General features: G+C 60.6%; 20 protein-coding genes. 10 read left to right on the top strand and 10 right to left on the bottom strand.

Going from position 1 to position 20,277, the window contains the following annotated elements; all coding sequences use genetic code 11:
- The first annotated feature begins 471 nt into the window (after window positions 1–471).
- The 5 genes from leuS to N6L25_RS04020 all read left to right on the top strand — a co-directional run bounded on the left by leuS (window position 472) and on the right by N6L25_RS04020 (window position 5,884).
- The gene (gene leuS, locus N6L25_RS04040; RefSeq protein ID WP_271978310.1) at window positions 472–3,057 is read left to right on the top strand and encodes a leucine--tRNA ligase; all 2,586 of its coding nucleotides are present in this window, start codon (window positions 472–474) and stop codon (window positions 3,055–3,057) included.
- A gap of 1 nt (window position 3,058) precedes the next feature.
- Window positions 3,059–3,640, top strand: coding sequence for an LPS-assembly lipoprotein LptE (locus N6L25_RS04035; protein WP_271978123.1), 582 nt, complete (start codon window positions 3,059–3,061; stop codon window positions 3,638–3,640).
- Window positions 3,637–4,653: a DNA polymerase III subunit delta gene (gene holA / locus N6L25_RS04030; RefSeq protein ID WP_271978121.1), complete on the top strand. Its 1,017-nt coding sequence runs from the start codon at window positions 3,637–3,639 to the stop codon at window positions 4,651–4,653. The genes N6L25_RS04035 and holA overlap by 4 nt, the downstream gene beginning before the upstream one ends.
- A 112-nt stretch (window positions 4,654–4,765) precedes the next feature.
- Window positions 4,766–5,029: a hypothetical protein gene (locus N6L25_RS04025; protein WP_271978119.1), complete on the top strand. Its 264-nt coding sequence runs from the start codon at window positions 4,766–4,768 to the stop codon at window positions 5,027–5,029.
- A 219-nt stretch (window positions 5,030–5,248) separates the two neighbouring features.
- Window positions 5,249–5,884 carry an endonuclease gene (locus N6L25_RS04020; RefSeq protein ID WP_271978117.1) on the top strand — a complete coding sequence of 212 codons (636 nt, stop codon included), beginning with the start codon at window positions 5,249–5,251 and terminating at the stop codon, window positions 5,882–5,884.
- A gap of 130 nt (window positions 5,885–6,014) precedes the next feature.
- Here the strand turns inward: N6L25_RS04020 and N6L25_RS04015 are convergent, their stop codons facing one another.
- The 9 genes from N6L25_RS04015 to bioB all read right to left on the bottom strand — a co-directional run bounded on the left by N6L25_RS04015 (window position 6,015) and on the right by bioB (window position 15,577).
- Entirely contained in the window at window positions 6,015–7,805 is a 1,791-nt protein-coding gene (locus tag N6L25_RS04015; RefSeq protein WP_271978115.1) for an acyl-CoA dehydrogenase C-terminal domain-containing protein, read from the bottom strand.
- Window positions 7,806–8,055: 250 nt separating this feature from the next.
- Window positions 8,056–9,855: an acyl-CoA dehydrogenase C-terminal domain-containing protein gene (locus N6L25_RS04010; RefSeq protein ID WP_271978112.1), complete on the bottom strand. Its 1,800-nt coding sequence runs from the start codon at window positions 9,853–9,855 to the stop codon at window positions 8,056–8,058.
- A 237-nt stretch (window positions 9,856–10,092) separates the two neighbouring features.
- A complete protein-coding gene (locus N6L25_RS04005; protein WP_271978110.1) occupies window positions 10,093–10,677 on the bottom strand; it encodes a putative metalloprotease CJM1_0395 family protein in 585 nt (194 codons plus the stop codon).
- 60 nt (window positions 10,678–10,737) lie between these two features.
- Window positions 10,738–10,983 (bottom strand): flagellar basal body rod C-terminal domain-containing protein, encoded by a 246-nt coding sequence (locus N6L25_RS04000; RefSeq protein ID WP_271978108.1) that lies wholly within the window; start codon window positions 10,981–10,983, stop codon window positions 10,738–10,740.
- A 54-nt stretch (window positions 10,984–11,037) separates the two neighbouring features.
- Window positions 11,038–11,730: a dethiobiotin synthase gene (gene bioD, locus N6L25_RS03995; RefSeq protein ID WP_271978106.1), complete on the bottom strand. Its 693-nt coding sequence runs from the start codon at window positions 11,728–11,730 to the stop codon at window positions 11,038–11,040.
- A gap of 42 nt (window positions 11,731–11,772) precedes the next feature.
- Window positions 11,773–12,597, bottom strand: coding sequence for a malonyl-ACP O-methyltransferase BioC (bioC, locus tag N6L25_RS03990; protein ID WP_271978103.1), 825 nt, complete (start codon window positions 12,595–12,597; stop codon window positions 11,773–11,775).
- Window positions 12,597–13,343, bottom strand: a complete 747-nt coding sequence (locus N6L25_RS03985; RefSeq protein WP_271978101.1) for an alpha/beta fold hydrolase — start codon at window positions 13,341–13,343, stop codon at window positions 12,597–12,599. The genes bioC and N6L25_RS03985 overlap by 1 nt, the downstream gene beginning before the upstream one ends.
- Window positions 13,344–13,347: 4 nt before the next feature.
- Window positions 13,348–14,508: an 8-amino-7-oxononanoate synthase gene (gene bioF, locus N6L25_RS03980; protein WP_271978099.1), complete on the bottom strand. Its 1,161-nt coding sequence runs from the start codon at window positions 14,506–14,508 to the stop codon at window positions 13,348–13,350.
- A 10-nt stretch (window positions 14,509–14,518) separates the two neighbouring features.
- Window positions 14,519–15,577: a biotin synthase BioB gene (gene bioB, locus N6L25_RS03975; RefSeq protein WP_271978097.1), complete on the bottom strand. Its 1,059-nt coding sequence runs from the start codon at window positions 15,575–15,577 to the stop codon at window positions 14,519–14,521.
- A 65-nt stretch (window positions 15,578–15,642) separates the two neighbouring features.
- Between bioB and N6L25_RS03970 the strand changes: the two genes are divergently transcribed.
- A complete protein-coding gene (locus tag N6L25_RS03970) occupies window positions 15,643–16,389 on the top strand; it encodes a ComF family protein (protein ID WP_271978094.1) in 747 nt (248 codons plus the stop codon).
- 36 nt (window positions 16,390–16,425) lie between these two features.
- On the opposite strand, the gene N6L25_RS03965 is transcribed toward N6L25_RS03970, so the two are convergent.
- Window positions 16,426–17,550 carry an NAD(P)/FAD-dependent oxidoreductase gene (locus N6L25_RS03965; RefSeq protein ID WP_271978093.1) on the bottom strand — a complete coding sequence of 375 codons (1,125 nt, stop codon included), beginning with the start codon at window positions 17,548–17,550 and terminating at the stop codon, window positions 16,426–16,428.
- A 141-nt stretch (window positions 17,551–17,691) separates the two neighbouring features.
- Between N6L25_RS03965 and N6L25_RS03960 the strand changes: the two genes are divergently transcribed.
- From N6L25_RS03960 to cmoA, 4 genes are read left to right on the top strand one after another with little or no spacing between them, the layout of a single operon-like run.
- Window positions 17,692–18,108, top strand: coding sequence for a hypothetical protein (locus N6L25_RS03960; RefSeq protein ID WP_271978091.1), 417 nt, complete (start codon window positions 17,692–17,694; stop codon window positions 18,106–18,108).
- 9 nt (window positions 18,109–18,117) lie between these two features.
- Complete coding sequence (locus tag N6L25_RS03955) at window positions 18,118–19,119, top strand: serine/threonine protein kinase (RefSeq protein ID WP_271978089.1); 1,002 nt, start codon at window positions 18,118–18,120, stop codon at window positions 19,117–19,119.
- 33 nt (window positions 19,120–19,152) lie between these two features.
- A complete protein-coding gene (locus N6L25_RS03950) occupies window positions 19,153–19,512 on the top strand; it encodes a kinase (RefSeq protein WP_271978086.1) in 360 nt (119 codons plus the stop codon).
- The gene (cmoA, locus tag N6L25_RS03945) at window positions 19,509–20,261 is read left to right on the top strand and encodes a carboxy-S-adenosyl-L-methionine synthase CmoA (protein ID WP_271978084.1); all 753 of its coding nucleotides are present in this window, start codon (window positions 19,509–19,511) and stop codon (window positions 20,259–20,261) included. Before N6L25_RS03950 ends, cmoA begins: the two co-directional genes overlap by 4 nt.
- Window positions 20,262–20,277: the final 16 nt, after the last annotated feature.

Raw genomic sequence — 20,277 nt, 5'->3', positions numbered from 1 at the left:
CGTAGCAGCCCGGGATTCCATCTCGCTTCTAGGGAGCCTCTGATTAACTCCGAATCGCCTCTGCGCGATCTGAAGGCTGTAGATGCAAGACGCGGTTCGCAGCCAATGGCCCTGTTTTGATAAAGAACTTGGCCTTGGCAAGAGCCGCAACGCCGCAGGTGCAGCCTTCAGAGCGCGCCCTGCGGGGCATTCAGAGCCATCCACACTCGGCGTTGCGCCTTTTTGCAAGGTCCAGACATTACTGCCAAGTCCAGACATGACTAAAAAGTCGCGCCTTGATTGTGGATGACTCTGAATGCCAGAGGTGATCCGGAGTTGATCAGAGGCTCCCTAGAGTCTGGCACAACTTTCCGGATTTGGCAGACTACCTGTAGCAGCGCCGGTACGTTAGAATGTCCGGCCCCTCGGCAGATCTTTTTTCGACACAGGGTTCTTTGATTTTCACACAAGGTAATTTCGGTAATGGCAGGAATGGACGAGCACTACAGCCCCAGCAACGTTGAACAGAACGCCCGGAAATTCTGGGAAGACCACAACACGTTCACCGTAAAGGAAGAGCCGGGCAAGCCCAAGTACTATTGCCTGTCCATGTTCCCCTACCCCAGCGGCAAGCTGCACATGGGGCATGTACGCAATTACACCATTGGCGACGTCATTTCCCGCTATCAGCGCATGCAGGGCAAGAACGTCATGCAACCCATGGGCTGGGATGCCTTCGGCCTGCCGGCTGAAAATGCCGCCATCAGCAACAAGACCGCACCTGCCAAGTGGACCCGTGCCAACATTGATTACATGAAGAATCAGCTCAAGCAGCTGGGCTTCGGTTACGATTGGGACCGGGAACTCGCCACCTGCGATCCCGACTACTATCGCTGGGAGCAATGGTTCTTCGCCCGCTTGTATGAAAAAGGCCTGGTTTACAAGAAGATGGCCACGGTGAACTGGGACCCGGTGGACCAGACGGTACTGGCCAACGAACAGGTCGTGGATGGTCGCGGCTGGCGCTCGGGCGCCCTGGTGGAACAGAAAAAGATTCCCCAGTGGTTTATCCGCATCACCGACTACGCCGAGGAACTGCTGAGCGATCTGGATCACCTCGAGGATTGGCCGGAACAGGTCAAGACCATGCAGCGCAACTGGATTGGCAAGTCCGTCGGCGTCGAACTGACTTTCGAACTGGAGAACCACCAAGACGGGCTGACGGTCTACACCACCCGTCCGGACACCCTGATGGGCGTCAGCTACATGGCGGTGGCCGCGGAGCATCCATTGGCCAAGGCCGCGGCAGAGCGCAGCAAGGAAGTGGCTGACTTTGTCGAAGAGTGTCACCACCACAAGGTGGCCGAGGCGGAAATGGCCACCATGGAGAAACTGGGCATCGACACCGGTTTTCGGGTGATTCACCCGCTGACCCAGGAGCCGGTTCCGGTGTGGATCGCCAATTTCGTACTGACGGATTATGGCACTGGCGCGCTGATGGCGGTGCCGGGGCACGACGAACGGGACCACGAGTTCGCGCTGAAATACCGCCTGCCCATCAAGCAGGTAATTGCGCCAAATGACAGTCGGGAAATCGACATTCAGGAAACCGCCTTCACCGAAAAGGGCACCCTGGTGTCATCGGGCAAGTACAGCGGTCTCAGCAGCGAAGAAGCGTTTGAGGCCATTGCCGACGATCTGGAACAACAAGGTATCGGCAAACGCACCGTGAACTACCGACTGCGCGACTGGGGTGTATCCCGTCAGCGTTACTGGGGTGCACCGATTCCCATGATGACCCTGGCTGACGGCAGCGAGCGTCCGGTACCGGACGATCAGCTTCCCGTCGCCCTGCCGGAAGATGTCGAGATGGACGGCGTAAAATCGCCGATCAAGGCGGATCCACAGTGGTGCAAAACCACCTTTGAAGGCCAGCCGGCGACGCTGGAAACCGATACCTTTGACACCTTTATGGAATCTTCCTGGTACTATGCCCGTTTCTGCAGCCCCAAATACGACAAGGGCATGCTGGACCCGGCGGCGGCCAATTACTGGCTTCCGGTGGACCAGTACATCGGCGGCATCGAGCACGCCATCCTTCACCTGCTGTACGCCCGCTTCTTCCACAAGCTGCTGCGGGACGTCGGCCTGGTCACCAGCTCGGAACCGTTCAATCGCCTGCTGTGTCAGGGCATGGTGCTGGCCGAAACCTACTACCGTGAAGACGACAAGGGCGGCAAGGTCTGGATCGCCCCTGCCGATGTCACCATCGAGCGGGACGACAAGGGCCAGGTCATCCAGGCCATCCACAAGGACGACGGCCAACCGGTCATCGCCGGCGGCGTTACCAAGATGTCCAAGTCGAAGAACAACGGCATCGATCCCCAGGCCATCATTGACCAGTTCGGCGCCGACACGGTACGCCTGTTCATGATGTTTGCCGCACCGCCGGAGCAGTCCCTGGAATGGTCCGACAGCGGTGTCGAAGGTGCCCATCGCTTCCTCAAGCGGCTGTGGCGCGCGGTCAGCGAGCATACCGCCGGAGGCGAGGTACCGGCACTGGCGATTGAGACGCTGAACAGTAATCAGAAGGCGCTGCGACGGAAGACCCACGAGACCATCGCCAAGGTCAGCGACGATGTCAGCCGCCGGCTCACCTTCAACACCGCCATCGCGGCCGTGATGGAGTTGATGAACGAGGTCGGCAAACTGGGCGATGATCAGCCCCAGAGTCGCGCCGTCACCCAGGAAGCACTGGACACCGCCGTACTGCTGCTGTCCCCGATCGCACCGCACATCTGTCACGACCTCTGGCGTGCCCTCGGCCATGAGCAGGCGGTGGTAGACGCCGACTGGCCGACGGCCGACGAACAGGCCATGGTGAAGACCGAAATCCAGGTTGTCCTGCAGGTCAACGGCAAGGTCCGGGCCAAGGCCGATGTGCCGGCGGACATCGACAAGGCAGCGCTGGAAAAGCTCGCGCTGGACAATGAGAATGTCACCCGCTTCATCGACGGCAAGACCGTTCGCAAGGTGATCGTGGTGCCCGGCAAGCTGGTCAATGTGGTGGCCAACTGATATGGCGCCGGCGAAGGCCATAGGCCGCAGCACGACCGCCCTGGCGCTGGTCGTGTTGACTGCCGCCATGGCTGGGTGCGGCTTCCAGCTTCGCGGCGCGGCACCCGTTTCTGCCGCCCTGCAGCCCCTCTCGGTGCACTGCACGGCGGATATTCCAGAGCCGTTGTGCCGTGAGGTGCAAGACCAGCTCCACCTCGGTGGCGTTATCCTGGCACCCGACGGCGACAGCGAATATGCGCTCCGCCTGACCCGCTTCGATCAGACCCGGCGGGCCAGCGCCATCACCTTGCAGGGCGCAGCCGCCGAATACGACCTTCGCCAGCGGGTATGGATCGACGTCCTGGCCGCCGGTGGCATTCCGTTGGTGGCCGAGGCCGAAATCCGCAGCAGCGAGTCCTTCCGCTACGATGAAACCAACGTTCTCGCCAAGCAGCGGGAACAGCGAGAGGTAGAGGCAACCCTCTACCAACGCCTGGCGCAACAGATCCTGTTCCGCCTGACACCCCTGAACGAAACGCGCATCGAGGCTTTGAAGCAGCAGGCAGTGGAAGCCGCCCAGGCTCAGCAGGACAACGCTCAATGAAGGCGCAGCCCGGCCAACTGCCGCAACTGCTGAAAAAAGGGCTGGCCCCGGTTTACCTGGTATCCGGCGACGAGCCGCTGCTGGTCCAGGAATGCTGCGACCAGATTCGCAACGCGGCCCGCCAAGCCGGCTTCGAGGACCGAGTGACCTATCACGCCGATCAGCAACTGGATTGGAACAGCGTAGGCGAGGAATTTGGCGCACTCTCCCTGTTTGCGGAACGGCGTCGAATCGAGATTCACCTGCCTTCCGGCAAGCTTGGCGACGGCCGCAAGCTGCTGGAGCAGGTTTTACCGGAACCTCCGGAAGACATCATCCTGCTGCTGATCAGCGCCCGACTGGACGCCGCCGAGCTGCGCCGCAAGTGGTACAAGCTGCTGCAGGACAAGGGTGTACACGTCACCGTCTGGCCGATCGATCCGGACAAGTTTCCATCCTGGTTACAGCAGCGGGCCCGCAGCCAAAACCTTGGTCTCACCCGGGGCGCTTTGGACATGCTTTGTGAACGGCTGGAGGGCAACCTCCTAGCTGCCGCCCAGGAACTGGATCGGCTGGCACTGTTCAGCAACGGAGCAACCATTGATGAAGAGGCGGTGGAACAGGCGGTTCAGGATAGCGCACGCTTCAACATCTTTGAGTTGGTCACCGAATTACTCTGCGGACATGCCAGCAACGCACATCGCATGATCGGCTTCATCCAACAGGAAGGAGAGAACCCGCTGGGACTGCTGAGCATCCTCAGTCGCGACCTCAACCTGGCCCTGGAACTCCAGCAGGCCATGGCCCGCCGCGAAGCACCCGGCAGCTTTCTCAAGCAACGGGGGGTTCGCCAACCTCAACGCGCACGCGCCCTGGAACAAGCCTGCCGCCGCCTTCAGCGCGGCCAGCTTTACCAGGCACTGGAACTGTGTAGTGACATTGACCGGGCCGCAAAAGGCTTTGGCCAACTCCCACCCTGGCATTACCTCCGGGAACTGGCCAACGTGATGGCCCAAGCGCCTGCAGCCCGTTAAACCACCGTCCGTTCAACCACAGCCCGACAGGACGACTGAAACATCCCACTTGACAACAATTTGTTGCCGGGAGCATGGTTAAATAGCAACCAGCTTTGAGTTGGAGAGCGCCATGAACCTGCAAGACGACCTGAAGAAAATTGCTGAAAAAGTCCGCAAATACCGCGATGAGGCCCGAGTGCAGTTGCACCTTGCCCGCGAGGACGTAAGGGATGAATGGGACGATCTGGAGGCAGACTGGGAACGGTTTCGCCAACGGCTTGACCGGATTCTCCATGACGCAAGCGACGCCACCCAGGAGACCCGTGAAGCCGCCCACAAGTTGGGCAGCGAACTGCGAACACGTTACGAGAACCTGCGTAATCGGCTGAAATAGTGCCTGTGGCTTATGCAGCCTCTGATTAACCAACGGTTACAATCCGATACGCTGTTCAGCGTACACCTGTGCCATACTGCCCAGTAAATGAACGCGGTGTCATTTTTCTTACAGGGCCGATCGGAACCAGCGCACAAATTGCACCTGTCACTCCACAGGAATGCCAAGGTGGCCCGATTGGCCGATGCAGGCGCGAAAGCTGCCGGGTATAAAAAGGCCATGAAAAAACATCACTTGCTAGTCACATTTACACTCCTGCTCCTGGTGCCCTCTCTGGCCACCAGTCAGAACAACCGCTTCAATGACCCGGATCAAACCCTGCAGCAGCAATTCTGGGGCAAGCTGTATGCCGCTGGCGGCAGCACCTTTTTCTGCGATAAGCAGTTCGACCGTAAGGGCTTCTTGATCTCCGAAGGGTATGTCTATCCGTTGGTCCACGTCCGCAACGCGTTGCGCTGCGGTACGCCCCGGCAATGCGAGAAAGACGACCGCTATCGCCAGATCGCCTCGGATTTACACAACATCGTACCGGTGCAGAGCCGGGTTGAAATGCGCCGTCGCAACGCAAAATTTGAACAGCTGGCGGGCACCAGTCCCGAGGGCGACTGCGGTATCCGGGAGAGCACTCAGTTCATCGAACCACCGCAGCGGATCAAAGGCGATGTCGCTCGGACCGTCGCCTATATGGTGAGTACTTACGACCTGCCCTGGGTGGGCGCATTCGCCGTGTTCCGTGACTGGAACGAGCTGGATCCACCGGACGACGGTGAGCTGACCCGCCACAACCGGATCGTCGAGTTGCAAGGCAACGCCAACCCCTTCATCCGCGAGCCAGCCAGGATGACCGAACTCTAAACTGAACCTGGCTCCGTTTCTGATCCTGCGGTCAGTCGATTGTTTCAGACATAAAAAAGTCGGGCCTAGGCCCGACTTTTTTATGTTCCCGGGCTGGTCCGATCAACCAGCCCTGTTGGCGTTCAGGAAATCAGAATTCCTCGTCCGCCAGTGCCATCATGGAATCACTGCCACTGCGGATCCCTTCCGCCAGCGAGACCGTCTTGGGCAACAGGCGATCGAAGTAGAAACGGGCAGTCTTCAGTTTACCAGTGTAGAAGCCTGAAGTGTCGCCCGCCGCCTTCGGCGCCGCCACCTTCACCATTCGGGCCCATACGTACGCTACCGCTGTCAGACCGAACAGATCCAGGTAATCCACGGAAGCCGCGCCAATGGCATTCGGCGTTTCCGCCGCCTGCTTGATCACGTCCTCGGTCACGTCCGCCAGACGCTCAAGCGCCGCAGACAGGGATTCCAGGTACGGGCGCAGGGTGGCATCGTCACTGTTATCCTGAATGAACCTGGCCACATCAGCGGCAAACAGTTCGAACAGCTGGCCCTGATTGGCGACAATCTTCCGCCCCATCAGGTCCAGTGCCTGAATACCGTTGGTTCCTTCGTAAATCTGGGTAATGCGGCAGTCGCGCACCAACTGCTCCTGCCCCCACTCACGGATAAAGCCATGGCCACCGAACACTTGCTGCCCCAGGATACAGGTATCCAGGCCGCGATCGGTCAGGAACGCCTTGGCAATGGGGGTCAGCAGAGCAACCATGCCCTCGGCGTGCTTGCGCTGCTCTTCGTCGTCGGAGAACTTGGAGATATCGAGCCACTGAGCCACGTAGGTGGAGAAGGCACGACCACCTTCGACGTAGCTCTTCATGGTCAACAGCATGCGACGCACGTCCGGATGGACAATGATCGGATCCGCCGCCTTGTCTTTCTTTTGGGCCCCCGTGGGAGCACGGCTCTGAATCCGATCCAGTGCGTACTCACGGGCGCTTTGCAAAGACGCTTCGGCGGCACCGATGCCCTGGATGCCCACCCCCAGACGCTCGTAGTTCATCATGGTGAACATGGCTGCCAGCCCTTTGTTGGGCTCGCCCACCAGCCAGCCTTTGGCGCCATCAAAATTCATGACACAGGTCGCAGATGCCTTGATGCCCATTTTCTTCTCGATGGAGCCACAGCTGAAGCTGTTGCGCTCGCCCAGGGAGCCATCTTCGTTGACCATAAATTTAGGCACCAGGAACAGCGAGATGCCTTTCGGACCGGCTGGGGCGTCCGGCAGTTTGGCCAGCACCAGGTGGATAATATTCTCCGCCATGTCGTGCTCACCCCAAGTGATGAAGATCTTGGTACCGGTGATACTGTAGGAATCGTCATCGTTCGGTGCGGCTTTGGTGCGAATGATACCCAGATCGGTACCGGCATGGGGCTCGGTCAGGTCCATGGCGCCGGCCCATACACCGGAGTACATGTTCGGCAGGTATTTTTCCTTCAGCTCCTGGCTGCCGTGGGCATTCAGGGACAGGCAGGCGCCTGCCGTCAGCATCGGGGCCAGGCCGAACGCCATGTTGGCACCCTGCATCATTTCCTCGAACTGGGCCACCAGCATCTTCGGCATGCCCATACCACCAAATTCCGGGTTACCGCCCAAACCGTTCCAGCCACCTTCCACGATGGTCTGGTAGGCTTCCTTAAAGCCTTCCGGCGAGGTCACCTCACCATCGTTCCAGCGACAGCCCTGCTCATCGGCCTCGCGATTCAGGGGCGCCAGCACTCCGCTGGTGATTTTGCCGGCTTCCTCCAGGATGGCATCGGCAGTGTCCGGATCCACGTTTTCCGCCAGCCGCGGCATGGAAGCCCACAAAGCGGGAGCGTCGAATACTTCGTTCAGCAAGAAGCGCATGTCACGCAAAGGCGCCTGATAGTCAGCCATCTATATCTCTCCAGATCTCAATCTCTAACAATTTCGGTGTCGCCGATTCATTGGCGCACCCTTTAATTATGTGCCCGTAAATATGTGCCCGAGAATTTTGCTCGTTATTGTAGCCGCGTATTCTACCCAATTTTTACGCGCGGCTCACGGTTAACGATGGCATGCGAGGGACAGGGGGTCGGTCAGACTGGCAACAAAAAAAGCCCGCATCGTGATGAGCGGGCTTTTTTTCTACCAGAGCAACTCCGCCTTAGAAGGCGAACGCGTCTTCCTGAATGTCCATCAGGGTGTCCGCACCGGCCAGTGCCATCTCGGCGTGGGCGTTGGCGCGCGGCAGCAGACGCTTGTAGTAGAAGCGTGCAGTCTGAACCTTGGCGTTGTAGAAGGCCTCCTCGGAAGTGCCTTCGGCCATAGCGTCCAGAGCAACCTTGGCCATACGGGCCCAGAGGTAGGCGAACACGGCATAACCGGAGTACATCAGGTAGTCCACAGAAGCGGCACCCACTTCGTCACGGTTCTTCATGGCGTTCATACCGATCTTCATGGTCAGATCGCCCCACTCTTTGTTCATGGTTTGCAGCGGCTCAAGGAATTCTTTCAGCTGCTCATTGTCAGCATTTTCCTTACAGAACACGTGAACCAGCTTGGTGAACTGCTTCAGCGCCTCACCCTGGGTCATCAGAACCTTACGACCCAGCAGGTCCAGCGCCTGGATACCAGTGGTGCCTTCGTAGATCATGCCGATACGGGCGTCACGAACGTTCTGCTCCATGCCCCACTCGCTGATGAAACCATGACCACCGAATACCTGCATACCCAGGTTGGCGGACTCGTAACCGATCTCGGTCAGGAACGCCTTGGCGATCGGAGTCAGGAAGCCGAGCATGGCATCCGCAGCTTTCTTCTCTTCTTCGGTTTTGCCCTGATGCACGATGTCAGCCTGCTGTGCCGCCAGGTAAACCAGAGCACGGGCCGCTTCAGACACGGACTTCTGAGTCAACAGCATGCGACGAACATCTGGATGAACGATGATCGGATCGGCAGGTCCCTCAGGATTTTTCGGGCCAGTCAGGGAACGCATGGCCAGACGGTCCTTGGCGTACGCCAGGGAGCCTTGGAAGCCCAGCTCGGAGGCGCCCAGACCCTGGATCGCGGTACCGATACGGGCCGTGTTCATGAAGGTGAACATGCAGTTCAGACCTTTGTTCTCAGGTCCGATCAACCAGCCCTTGGCGCCGTCGAAGTTCATCACGCAGGTAGCGTTGCCATGGATGCCCATCTTGTGCTCCAGGGAGCCACAGGAAACGGCGTTGGCCTCACCCACGGAGCCATCTTGGTTCGGCAGATACTTGGGCACGATGAACAGGGAAATACCCTTGGTACCTTCAGGAGCGCCCGGCAGGCGTGCCAGTACGATGTGAACAATGTTCTCTGCCATGTCGTGGTCGCCGGCAGAGATGAAGATCTTGGTACCGGAGACGCTGTACGAACCGTCGGCGTTCGGCTCGGCCTTGGCCCGCAGAATACCCAGGTCGGAACCACAATGCGGCTCGGTCAGACACATGGTGCCGGTCCACTCACCGCTGGTCAGCTTGGTGAGATAGGTCTGCTTCTGTTCTTCGGTACCGTGAGCCTCAACGGTGTTGGTGGCGCCGTGGCTCAGGCCAGGGTACATACCCCAGGACCAGTTTGCAGTCCCCACCATTTCGCTAATTACGATGCCGATGGAGCTGGGCAGGCCCTGACCGCCATAGGCGGGGTCGGCAGTCATGGACGGCCAGCCGCCTTCCACGTACTGCTGGTAGGCCTCTTTGAAGCCCTTCGGGGTGGTCACGCCAGCTTCGGTCAGGGTGCAGCCTTCCTGGTCGCCAACCGCGTTCAGAGGGGAAAGGACCTGCTCAGCGAATTTGGCACCTTCTCCAATAATCGCATCGACCATATCCGGAGTCGCGTCTTCGGCACCATCCAGATTGGCGTAGTGCTGCTCACTGTTCAGCAGCTCATTCATTACGAATTTGATTTCACGCAGGGGCGCTTTATATTCAGGCATGGAATCCACCTCAGATTATCGGTTAGGTCTGCAATCGAGCTCGCAGCACTCTGCCTTTGGGTTTGCTTAGACGTCGGACAAAACCTTCCAACGACGCCAGTTAAACAAGTGTTTGAAACATACGTTTGTAAGCAATGAGATGTCAAGCGCGGGATTTAAATTTTGTGTTGCCGAGTGCAACAGATGGCCGTTACAAGGCCGGCGAAAACAATGGCTCTCTCGGATAACTCATTGATTTTAGGCAACCACCTGAAAGGATGACGGCAGATCCTCGAGCCCGGAGTCAGACAGCTCATTTATCAACCGATAAGACCTAGCCGGCTCCGATTCCTGGGACGAATCAGCACTCGAACCGGCCTCTGTCGATGCGGATCGCTGCCTCGCCAACGCCTGTTGGGCCTGCAGCATCAGTTGCATGGCTTCGGCGGCAACGGTCCGGTCCTGCCCGGACGGTTCCGCCGGTGCCAACGCGGCGGCACGCACCGTACGCATCTTGTCAATGGTCGCCTGGGGATGGCCGGAGACTGGAGAGATATCGATCTGAACCTCGCCGCCAACGGCGTACTGGACGCCATCGGGCCCCCGTTGATAGGTGTAGCTGGGCGCGCTGGCGTACTGGCCACCAACAGACTGGTGCGCCTGCTCGTGGGCACGCACCTCTCGATCACGGGCTTTCAGCTCGGCCAGAACCCGCAACTGGGCCAAATCCTGTTGCTGCGGATTGCTCGCACTCCCCCGACGTTCGAGCGAATCTGTCGGGGCCGGGCCGGACGCCTGCGGTAACTGAGGATAAGACGGGGAAAAGGCGGGACCAGCGATCATGGCTCAATCACCCAGTCAGTCGCGAGGCAGGAAACGGGCTGATTCACCGGGTATCCGGCATCAAGCCATGATGTCGAGCAACGTCCCGAGGGTTTCATCGGCGGTTTTGACAACCTGCGCGGAGGCTTCAACACTGCGTTGGTAGAGTTTCAGGTCGATGATGGGCTCAATCAGACCCGCGCCGCTACCCGCCGAACCCTGGGGCCCGTCAACACCCCCGCGGGCAATCTTGCGTGCGGCGTTCTCCATTCCCAGCATGCCTTCCTGCATGCCTTGAATACCAATGGCCAGGGTGTTGTTGATCATACCGGGTGCCCGATTCAGTGACGATTACTTGACCCAATTAAGACACAAACATGGTCAATTTTCAAACAATACATCCACCACAAGGTTTTCAGCCAGCGCCTTGGGGTCTGGCGTCGGCTGCCAGGGCAGCACTCCCAGACACGGAGCGCCCAGGTGTCCGAGCAAGTAATTAAGGGTATCACCTTCACAACTCATGGCTTCCGGATCCGGCCGATTAGCGACCCATCCGGCAAGCGCCAGGCCATCACTGCGTATGGCTTCCGCAGTCAGCAGGGCGTGATTAATGCAGCCCAAGCGCAGCGGGACAACCATGATCACCGGCATATCCAACGCCTGCGGTACCCGGGCATAGGTTTCGCGGTCGTTCAACGGCACCCGCCAGCCACCGGCGCCCTCCACCAGCATCAGGTCGCCAGGGTGCATTTGCAGTCCACGACAGAACCCCACCAGGCGCTCAGCCGCAAGCCGACGATCCTCCTGGGCCGCCGCCACGTGTGGGGCGATGGCAGGCTTGAGCGCAATGGGGTTCACCTGTTCGTAACTGAGCGATTCGCTCATCGAGGCCATCAACATCACGGCGTCTTCGTTTCGCAGCCCTTCCGCCGTCTCATCACAGCCGGACGCAATGGGCTTCATGGCCAGAGTCCGCCGCCCCTGGGCATTGGCCGCTTCCAGTATCGCGGCCGACACCAGCGTCTTGCCAACGCCGGTATCGGTGCCGGTTATGAAATAGGATCTTTTTGCCATCTCTTTTCCCTTCTCTTTAGCAGATTCGACCAGCGTTCAGTCTCAGACCTTTCGGCACTGCAGGTAGGCCGCTTCGTAACTCGCCTGAACGCTGTTTCCATCACCGGGATAGGCCTCGCAAAGCCGGCGCATGCGGCCAGGAGCCGTTACCGTCCTGCGGCGGCTCTCGCCCTTGTACTGAGCCCCCAGACTCTTGAGCTCCTTGAGCAACTGCAGTGGCGAATCGTAGTCCAGTCGAACCGTCTCATAATGGAGGACCGTCGAGGGGCACACCTCATCCACCATCTGGGCCAAGTCGGCGGGGTGCTCGAAGCGATTGACGTGATCACGACCGGGATCGACAACCCGCCAAGCCTGCGCAAGTTCCCGCAGGGTGCCGTCCACCAGGGTGGAACAAACCAGTAGGCCGCCAGGCTTGAGCACCCGCATACATTCCCGCAATACCGGCCGGGGATCGGCACACCATTGAATCATCAGATTGCTAAAGACCAGATCGACACTTCGGTCTGCCACTGGCAACTGTTCAGCGTCGGCCACCAGCCAGCTGGCCTTGACCGGCCGGTGCGCTCGAGCGTAGCGAATCATCGATTCGGACAAATCCACGCCGGTGAGGGCCGCTGCGCCAAGGTGAGCCTGAAGCTCACCGGCAAACTGGCCGGTACCACAGCCAAGGTCCAGCACCTGCCCCGCCCCTGAGCCCGGTAGGCACAGCTCCAGCAGCCGCTGCCCCATATGCCGCTGAAGTCGGGCAGCGCCATCGTAAGACCCGGATGCGCCACCAAAATCCCTGGCTACGGTATCCTTGCCCGCAATGGGAAGGCGGGCGTCCTGATCCGGGTTTCGCCCAGACTGCATTGTTTCGGCCATCACGCCACCCCCTCGCACGCATTGACGAAGCCGCGCACCAGTTGTCGACAGCGCGCCATGGCATCACCTCGGGGCCAGTGATTCAGGTCGGCAACGCGCTCGCCCCGTGCCCGCTTCGACAATGTAGCGTCGGCCATGGCGGCATTAACCACCTGATCCCGGTCGCCCCAGACATGCAACGCCGGTCGATCCAGCCTTTGCCATAGCGAGCGTTGATCGGTAAGGGCCAGCCAATCCAGCGTTTTGGCCAGCATCTGCGGGGAAAACTGCTCGGTTCTGGCCAGCCAGGGCTTGAGCGCTCGCCTGGCCTCAGCTTCATCGGGATCCCCCAGCGTCTGGAGCATCAGGAAGCGCTGCCGGCAGCGCTGGGCATCCCGCTGCAGCCCTTCCGCAAACTGATGAAACTGGGCGGCGGCCATACCCTGGGGCCACTGCTGCGTGGCAACAAACTTCGGAAAACTGCACAGCGTCACCACGCTCCGAACCTGTGCCGGCGCTGCTTCTGCCGCTGCCATGGCCACCTGTCCACCCAACGACCAGCCAATCCACAGTGCCGGCCTGGGAAACCGCTTGGTGAGCTGCTCCGCCAGCGCGGAAACGTCAGGGCATGTGCCCACACCTTCATCATCCAGGCTCACCGGGAATACCGGTGCGGGCCAATCCTCCACCAGCGGCATGACCATGTCTACGGAAACGCCCCAGCCGCCGATCAGCACCACCGGAGGGGATTGAGTCTTCGGGCTCACGCCATCACGCCCCGGCCAAATCGGCACATTGCGCCAGGCCCTCCAGCAACCGCTCCAGCTCGGCATCGGTATGGGCCGCACTGAGGGTTACCCGCAGCCGGGACTCACCTTCCGGCACCGTTGGCGGGCGTATGGCAGTGACCAGCAAGCCCATCTCCTCGAGCCGACGGCTGAGTTCCAAGGCACGCCAATTGTCGCCGACCAAAATGGGCTGGATCGGCGTTTGCGAGGGCATCAGCCGATAGCCCAGCGCCTGTGTGCGATCACGAAAACGCTTGATCAGGCGTTGCAGATGGGCACGCCGCTGAGGCTCCGCGGTAATGATATCCAGCGCGGCACAGGTGGCCTCCGCCAGGGCGGGCGGCATGGCGGTGGTATAGATGTAGGTGCGGGCTTTCTGTACCAGGTATTCGGTCAACAGCTCGGGCCCGGCGACAAAGGCGCCACTGGTGCCCACCGCCTTGCCCAGGGTGCCGATCAGCAGGGGCACCTCGTCCTCGGACAGCCCCAACTGTTCCAGCGAGCCCCCGCCGTGTGTCCCGAGCACGCCGACGCCGTGAGCATCATCCACCACCAGCAAGGCGTCGGATTCGCGGCAAAGTGCGGCCAGCTCCTTCAACGGCGCCAGATCGCCGTCCATGCTGAAGACTCCATCGGTCACCACCAATTTGTGGCCGCGGGTTTGCGCCAGCTGATCCGCCAATACCTGGACATCGTTGTGGGGGTAGCGCTTCACCTTGGCCCGGCTGAGGATACAGCCGTCGATGATGGAGGCATGATTCAATCGGTCAGAGAAGATGGTGTCGCCACGCCCGGCCAGCGCCGAGATCACACCAAGATTGGCCATGTAACCGGTGGAGAAGAATAATGCCGAGCTGCGGCCGGTAAACGCGGCGAGCCGCTGTTCCAGGCGGTGGTGAGCCTGGTGATGCCCACAAATCAGGTGCGAGGCGGCGCCACCCACCCCGACCCCGGCTACCGCTGCCGCCAGCGCGGCAGACACGGCAGGATGACTGGCCAGCCCAAGGTAATCGTTGCTGCAGAACGCCAGCACCGGCTTGCCATCGGCGGTCAGCGCCGGCTGCTGAGGTCCATCCACCAGCCGCCGGGTGCGATGCAAGCCAGCCTGTTTGCGCGTTTCCAGCTCACTAGCAAAATCACGCAAGGACTGAACCTCAGGCGGATTCGCGCGTGGCGTCGTAGAACATATGGCGGGTTTGTTCGTACTCCACTGCGTCCGCCAACGCCTCCACGTGTTCTTCCTCGGTGTGGCTCTGTTCCCGCTGCTCAGGACGGATGCCGAGTCGCTTGAACAGCTGCCGGTCATGGTCCGCTTCCGGATTGGCGGTGGTCAGGAGTTTTTCGCCGTAGAAGATGGAGTTGGCACCGGCCAGGAAACACAGCGCCTGCATCTGATCGTTCATGTTTTCACGACCCGCGGACAGCCGCACGTGAGACGCCGGCATCATTATGCGCGCCACCGCGATGGTGCGAACGAAGTCGAACGGGTCGAGATCGTCCACCTGGTCAAGCGGTGTACCCTCCACCTTGACCAGCATGTTGACCGGGACACTCTCCGGGTGCTGCGGCAGGTTGGCCAGCTGTACCAGCAGCCCGGCACGGTCGGCAAGATCTTCACCCATACCCATGATACCGCCACAACACACCTTCATGCCGGCCTTGCGCACGTTGTCCAGCGTATCCAGTCGGTCCTGGTAAGTGCGTGTGGTGATGATGTGGTTGTAGTATTTCTCGGAGGTATCCAGGTTGTGGTTGTAATAGTCCAGCCCGGCGTCGGCGAGTTCCCCGGCCTGGTCCTCGTTCAACATTCCCAGGGTCATGCAGGTTTCGAGTCCCAGTGACTTGACCCGTTTCACCATATCCAGCACGTAGGGCATGTCTTTCTTGGACGGACTGCGCCAGGCTGCGCCCATGCAAAAACGCGAAGCGCCTTTCTCTTTCGCAGCATGGGCCTCGGCCACCACCTTCTCAATTTCCAGTAGCTTTTCCTTCTCCAGACCGGTGTTGTAATGACCACTCTGAGGACAGTACTTGCAGTCCTCCGGGCAGGCGCCGGTCTTGATGGAAAGCAAAGTGGAAACCTGCACCTCATTGGGATCGAAATGCTCCCGGTGCACGCTCTGAGCCTTGAACACCAGGTCGTTGAATGGCATTTCGAGCAAAGCGCGAACTTCGGCAACGGTCCAGTCGTGACGAATGGCGGTGGCGGTCATGTGAGGGTCCTGTTAACGTTTTGGGCATTCGGGGCAGCAGATACCGGCACCGCCCGGATTCATGGATGGCACAAATGATAAAGGGACTGCTCTCGCTGTCAACCCAATTTAAACTAAAGGTTAACAGCACCATTGATCACCACACCCTCTGCGTCGCCTGCCTGGCTCCGGGGGCGACCAGCGGCCTTTGCCCCCAATGCCTCGCCCAGCTGCCCCGCAACCGCTGGGCTTGTCGGCGTTGCGCCCTACCGCTGCCGGGAACCGCTCAACCTGAAGCCCTATGCGGGCAATGCCAGACTCAGCCGCCACCGTTTTGGCTGACCGAGGCCCCGTGGCTCTACCACTTCCCGGTCGATCAGCTGATTGGCCGCTACAAATATCAACGCCAGCTCAGCCTGGGCCACCCGTTGATCCACGCCTTTGTTGATCACATGGCGCAGGTGCTGGAGACACATCCAGAGCGTCGACCCGAACTGATGGTACCCAGCCCCATGCACCCCAAGCGGCAGCGCCAACGGGGCTTCAACCAGGCAGAGGACATCGCGGAACAGCTCGGCTGCAGGCTCAACATCCCGTGGAGCATTACGCTGATTGAACGTTCCCGGTCGGCACGCAGACAGTCCGGGCTCAATCGCCAGCAGCGCCAGGACAACCTTCGAGGTATTTTTCAGGCGCGTGGTCGCGCCCCTCGGCGGGTCGCCATCATCGACGACGTGATGACCACCGGTGCCACCGCCCGCGCGCTGGCTCAGGCGTTAGCGAGCGCCGGCGCCCAAGAGATCCAGGTCTGGGCGCTGGCCCGTACGCCATAGAGCCTCACCTGGTTAGTTCATTAACCAGACAGGGCCCTATGGCAAAGCTCGCACGACCTCCTCGGCAATGGCCAGGCTGGCGGTCAGCCCCGGCGATTCGATGCCGAACAGCTGCACCAGGCCTGGAACGCCGTGGCTAGCGGGCCCCTGGATGACAAAGTCAGCATCGGGCTCTCCGGGCCCGGCCAGTTTAGGCCGAACCCCGGCGTAGCCAGGCTGCAGCCGCGCGACGTCCAGCGCCGGCCACCACTGACGCACGGCGCTGGCAAAGGCCTCGGCACGCGCCTTGTCGACTCGATAATCCGGCTGCGCGATCCACTCAACATCCGGACCAAAACGCAACTGCCCGGCCAGGTCGAGCGTAAGATGAATGCCCAACCCACCAGGTTCCGGTACCGGATAGACCAGCTGTCGAAACGGGTGCCGGCCGCTGTAGCTAAAATACACGCCACGAGCATAATAAGGCGTGGGACAGGCGTCGGCTGGGTAGCCCTGCCAGTGCTGCGCCAACGGCACCGCCCCCAAACCGGCGGCATTCACCACGCAGTTGGCCCGCACCCGACAGGGCACCGCCCCGCCAACAACCAACGTATGCTGGCCAGCGCCGTCGTCGACCGAACTTTCGACCGACGCCACCGGCGCCCGGCAGATCAAGGTCCCACCGGCGGATTCCAGATCAGCCAACATCGCCAGCATGAGCTGATGACTGTCAACGATGCCGGTTTCAGGAGAATACAGTGCCGCTGCCGCGTCCACACCGGGCAAGGCGTTGCTGACATCGTTACGTCCGGCAAACGCCAGCGCCACGCCATTGCCGGCCGCCTGCGCCTGAATCCGTTCCAGCACGTCGATCTGCTGCGGCGTAACGGCGATGATCCACTTGCCACACTTACGGTGGGGCACGCCACGTTGCTGGCAGAACGGGTACAGCAGCTCCCGGCCGCGCACGCAGGTGGCCGCCTTAATGGACCCCTTGGGGTAATAAATCCCGGCGTGAATCACTTCGCTGTTGCGAGACGACACACCCTCACCAAACGTCGCTTCCCGCTCAAGCACCACCACCTGCCGCCCCTGCAGGGCCAGCGCCCTTGCCACGGCAAGACCTATGACGCCACCGCCAATCACCGCCGTTTCCACTGTCAGTGTTTCTTCGCCGCTCACCGCCGTTTCCTCACCCCAAAAACGGCAGGGTAACGCAAAGCCGTCCGATTCTGAAAAACGCCTGTGCTGCCCTTAGTCAGGCTTGTACGAACAAGATATACTTAGCGCCGAAGAAAACCTGTGCAGGGAGCATAATTGGATATGTCGGACCGGAAGCAGTTCCTGGTGGTGATGGTCGTAGCGGCGCTACTTGTCAGCTGGTTAGGCTGGCGCGGCTTTGTTGTGACCAGCCTGAACCAAAGACTCAAGGACGATCCGGTGGTTGCCGACTACCCATACCAGCACCGGGTGCTGCGGGTTGAGGGCGGCACCGCCATCATGAGCTCACTGCGATCCCATGATGTATCCACCCGAGAGGCGCTAACCACCCTCTTTCCCAGCATGAAGTCCCTGCCCGACAATCATCGCGAGTGGCAACGGGCCGAGCGCGAGTTGGCCAGGGTGCAGGCCCGGGCCGGCAACCTTATTCTGCAGGCTTCCAGCATTTCCCGTATACGGTGGGAACTGGACAACAACTGGTACCATCTCACCAGGATGCAGAGCAACAGCTTTCACTGACAAGACCCTATGACCAACAGCTCACACCCCTACGATGCGCTCTCCCCGGACCAGATTCTCGATGCCGTGGAAGCTCAAGGTTTTGTGGTAAACGGCCGGTTGTTCGCCCTGAACAGCTACGAAAACCGCGTGTACCAGGTTGGCCTCGAAGAAGGCCCTCCTATCATCGCCAAGTTCTATCGACCAAACCGCTGGACTGAGGCGCAGGTGCGCGAAGAACACGACTACGCCAAGGAGCTGGCCGCGGCCGATGTACCCCTGATTGCCCCAATAGCCATGCCGGCCTCCGGCGACACGCTTGGACGCCATGGCGATTTCCTGTTCACCCTGTTTCCTCAACGTGGCGGCCAGGCACCGGACACCAGCACGGAGGACACCCTCTACCGGCTTGGGCAGTGGCTCGGGCAGTGGCACAATATCGGCGCCACTCGATCGTTCGAGCATCGGCCGGCCTTCTCAATACTCGCCGGCATCACCGATAACAGTCGCTACCTGACCGACCACAACTGGGTGCCGGCAGACTTGCGGCCCGCCTGGGATAGCCTGATCCCCGATCTGATCGACACCTGCGCCCGCCGTATCGACGATGCCGGTCCTGTAGAGACCCTACGCCTGCACGGCGACTGCCACGCCGGCAACATCCTGGTGCGGGACGAACAGATGCTGTTTGTCGATCTGGATGATTGCCGCATGGGACCTGCCGTCCAGGATCTCTGGCTGCTGCTGAATGGCGCCGAAGCGGACCAAGGCGCCCAGTTCGGCGAGCTGCTGGAAGGGTACGAAATGTTCCGTGAGTTCAACCGTCGCGAACGCTACCTGATCGAGCCACTGCGCTGCTACCGCCAGATTACCCACAGTGCCTGGCTGGCCCGACGCTGGGATGACCCGGCCTTTCCCCGCTACTTCCCCTGGTTCACCCAGCCCAGGTATTGGTCCGATCAGATCCTCGCCCTGCGCGAGCAGCTGGCCGCCCTGCAGGCGCCGCCGATCGCCATTCCGGGCCAGTACTGACCCTGCTTTCACCACTTTGTCTGGAGCTATCCCATGAGCCAATCCGAGCGCCGCTACTCCGTTCGCACCCTGATCGCTGCGGCTTTTATCGCCATGGTGGTCACGGTACTCACCCTTGAAACGAGTGGCCGTATCGATCACTCCGGCAGTAAAACCGACGTGCCGGTAGGCGAGTTCAAGGCCATTCATCTAACCCCCGGAACAGACGGCGTTCGCATGTCGCCAAAATCGTCCGAGCTGCACGCGGTCTGCGAGCAAGGCTATCTGGCCATTGCCTCCGACGTCGACCCCGCGTTCCGCGCCATCCTGGTGGACTACAAGAATCGCGGCGTGCGCTGTGGCCAGCTCCGCGCGGGCGCGGTGAACCCAGCCGCCGGCGAGGCGCCTCAATGAGCAAGCGCAACCCCCCACCCCAGACTACCGATCGACTGTTCGCCGAACAGCAGCCACGCACCGACTTTCGGTTCGACGCCTCGGTGGCGCGCGTGTTTCCGGACATGATTCGGCGCTCGGTGCCGGGCTACACCACCATCATTCCCATGATCGAAGTGATTACCGAACAGTACGCCCAGGCCGGCAGCCATTGCTACGACCTCGGCTGTTCGCTGGGCGCGTCCACGCTGGCCATGCGCCATGGCATCCCCTTCGACGATTGCAGCCTGGTCGGCGTGGATAATTCCAGTGCGATGATCGAACGCTGCGAGCACCACATTGCCCTGGATGACCATCCGCTGCCGGTGACGCTGCGCTGCGAAGACATTCTGCAGACCCGGCTCGACGACGCGTCGGTGACCACACTGAACTTCACCCTACAGTTTGTGGCACCGCAGCGCCGGCAGGAACTGCTGACCCGAATCGCAACGGCGACTCGCCCGGGCGGCGCCCTGATTCTGTCGGAAAAGATCCTCTTCGAATCGCCCCAGGAACAGGATATCCAGACCCGGCTGCACCACGAATTCAAACGCGCCAACGGTTATTCAGATCTGGAAATCAGCCAAAAACGCTCGGCGCTGGAACGGGTGCTGATTCCCGAGACCCTGGCCGAACACCGGACCCGGCTGCAAGCGGCCGGCTTCGACCAGGTTCTGGTGTGGTATCAGTGTTTCAACTTCGTGTCCATGCTGGCCCTCAAATCCATCTGAGCCTTCGAGTCGATCC

The organism is Marinobacter sp. SS21 (assembly GCF_028369065.1).
Taxonomy (GTDB): Bacteria; Pseudomonadota; Gammaproteobacteria; order Pseudomonadales; family Oleiphilaceae; genus Marinobacter.
Note: the sequence above shows the minus strand (reverse complement) of the source record. Positions and strands in the feature narration are given on the sequence as shown.

Bases quoted from the DNA above. Each gene is read 5' to 3' on its own strand.
- leuS (WP_271978310.1), top strand. From the start codon at position 472: ATGGACGAGCACTACAGCCCCAGCAACGTTGAACAGAACGCCCGGAAA.
- N6L25_RS04035 (WP_271978123.1), top strand. From the start codon at position 3,059: ATGGCGCCGGCGAAGGCCATAGGCCGCAGCACGACCGCCCTGGCGCTG.
- holA (WP_271978121.1), top strand. From the start codon at position 3,637: ATGAAGGCGCAGCCCGGCCAACTGCCGCAACTGCTGAAAAAAGGGCTG.
- N6L25_RS04025 (WP_271978119.1), top strand. From the start codon at position 4,766: ATGAACCTGCAAGACGACCTGAAGAAAATTGCTGAAAAAGTCCGCAAA.
- N6L25_RS04020 (WP_271978117.1), top strand. From the start codon at position 5,249: ATGAAAAAACATCACTTGCTAGTCACATTTACACTCCTGCTCCTGGTG.
- N6L25_RS04015 (WP_271978115.1), bottom strand. From the start codon at position 7,805: ATGGCTGACTATCAGGCGCCTTTGCGTGACATGCGCTTCTTGCTGAAC.
- N6L25_RS04010 (WP_271978112.1), bottom strand. From the start codon at position 9,855: ATGCCTGAATATAAAGCGCCCCTGCGTGAAATCAAATTCGTAATGAAT.
- N6L25_RS04005 (WP_271978110.1), bottom strand. From the start codon at position 10,677: ATGATCGCTGGTCCCGCCTTTTCCCCGTCTTATCCTCAGTTACCGCAG.
- N6L25_RS04000 (WP_271978108.1), bottom strand. From the start codon at position 10,983: ATGATCAACAACACCCTGGCCATTGGTATTCAAGGCATGCAGGAAGGC.
- bioD (WP_271978106.1), bottom strand. From the start codon at position 11,730: ATGGCAAAAAGATCCTATTTCATAACCGGCACCGATACCGGCGTTGGC.
- bioC (WP_271978103.1), bottom strand. From the start codon at position 12,597: ATGGCCGAAACAATGCAGTCTGGGCGAAACCCGGATCAGGACGCCCGC.
- bioB (WP_271978097.1), bottom strand. From the start codon at position 15,577: ATGACCGCCACCGCCATTCGTCACGACTGGACCGTTGCCGAAGTTCGC.
- N6L25_RS03970 (WP_271978094.1), top strand. From the start codon at position 15,643: ATGGCACAAATGATAAAGGGACTGCTCTCGCTGTCAACCCAATTTAAA.
- N6L25_RS03960 (WP_271978091.1), top strand. From the start codon at position 17,692: ATGTCGGACCGGAAGCAGTTCCTGGTGGTGATGGTCGTAGCGGCGCTA.
- N6L25_RS03955 (WP_271978089.1), top strand. From the start codon at position 18,118: ATGACCAACAGCTCACACCCCTACGATGCGCTCTCCCCGGACCAGATT.
- N6L25_RS03950 (WP_271978086.1), top strand. From the start codon at position 19,153: ATGAGCCAATCCGAGCGCCGCTACTCCGTTCGCACCCTGATCGCTGCG.
- cmoA (WP_271978084.1), top strand. From the start codon at position 19,509: ATGAGCAAGCGCAACCCCCCACCCCAGACTACCGATCGACTGTTCGCC.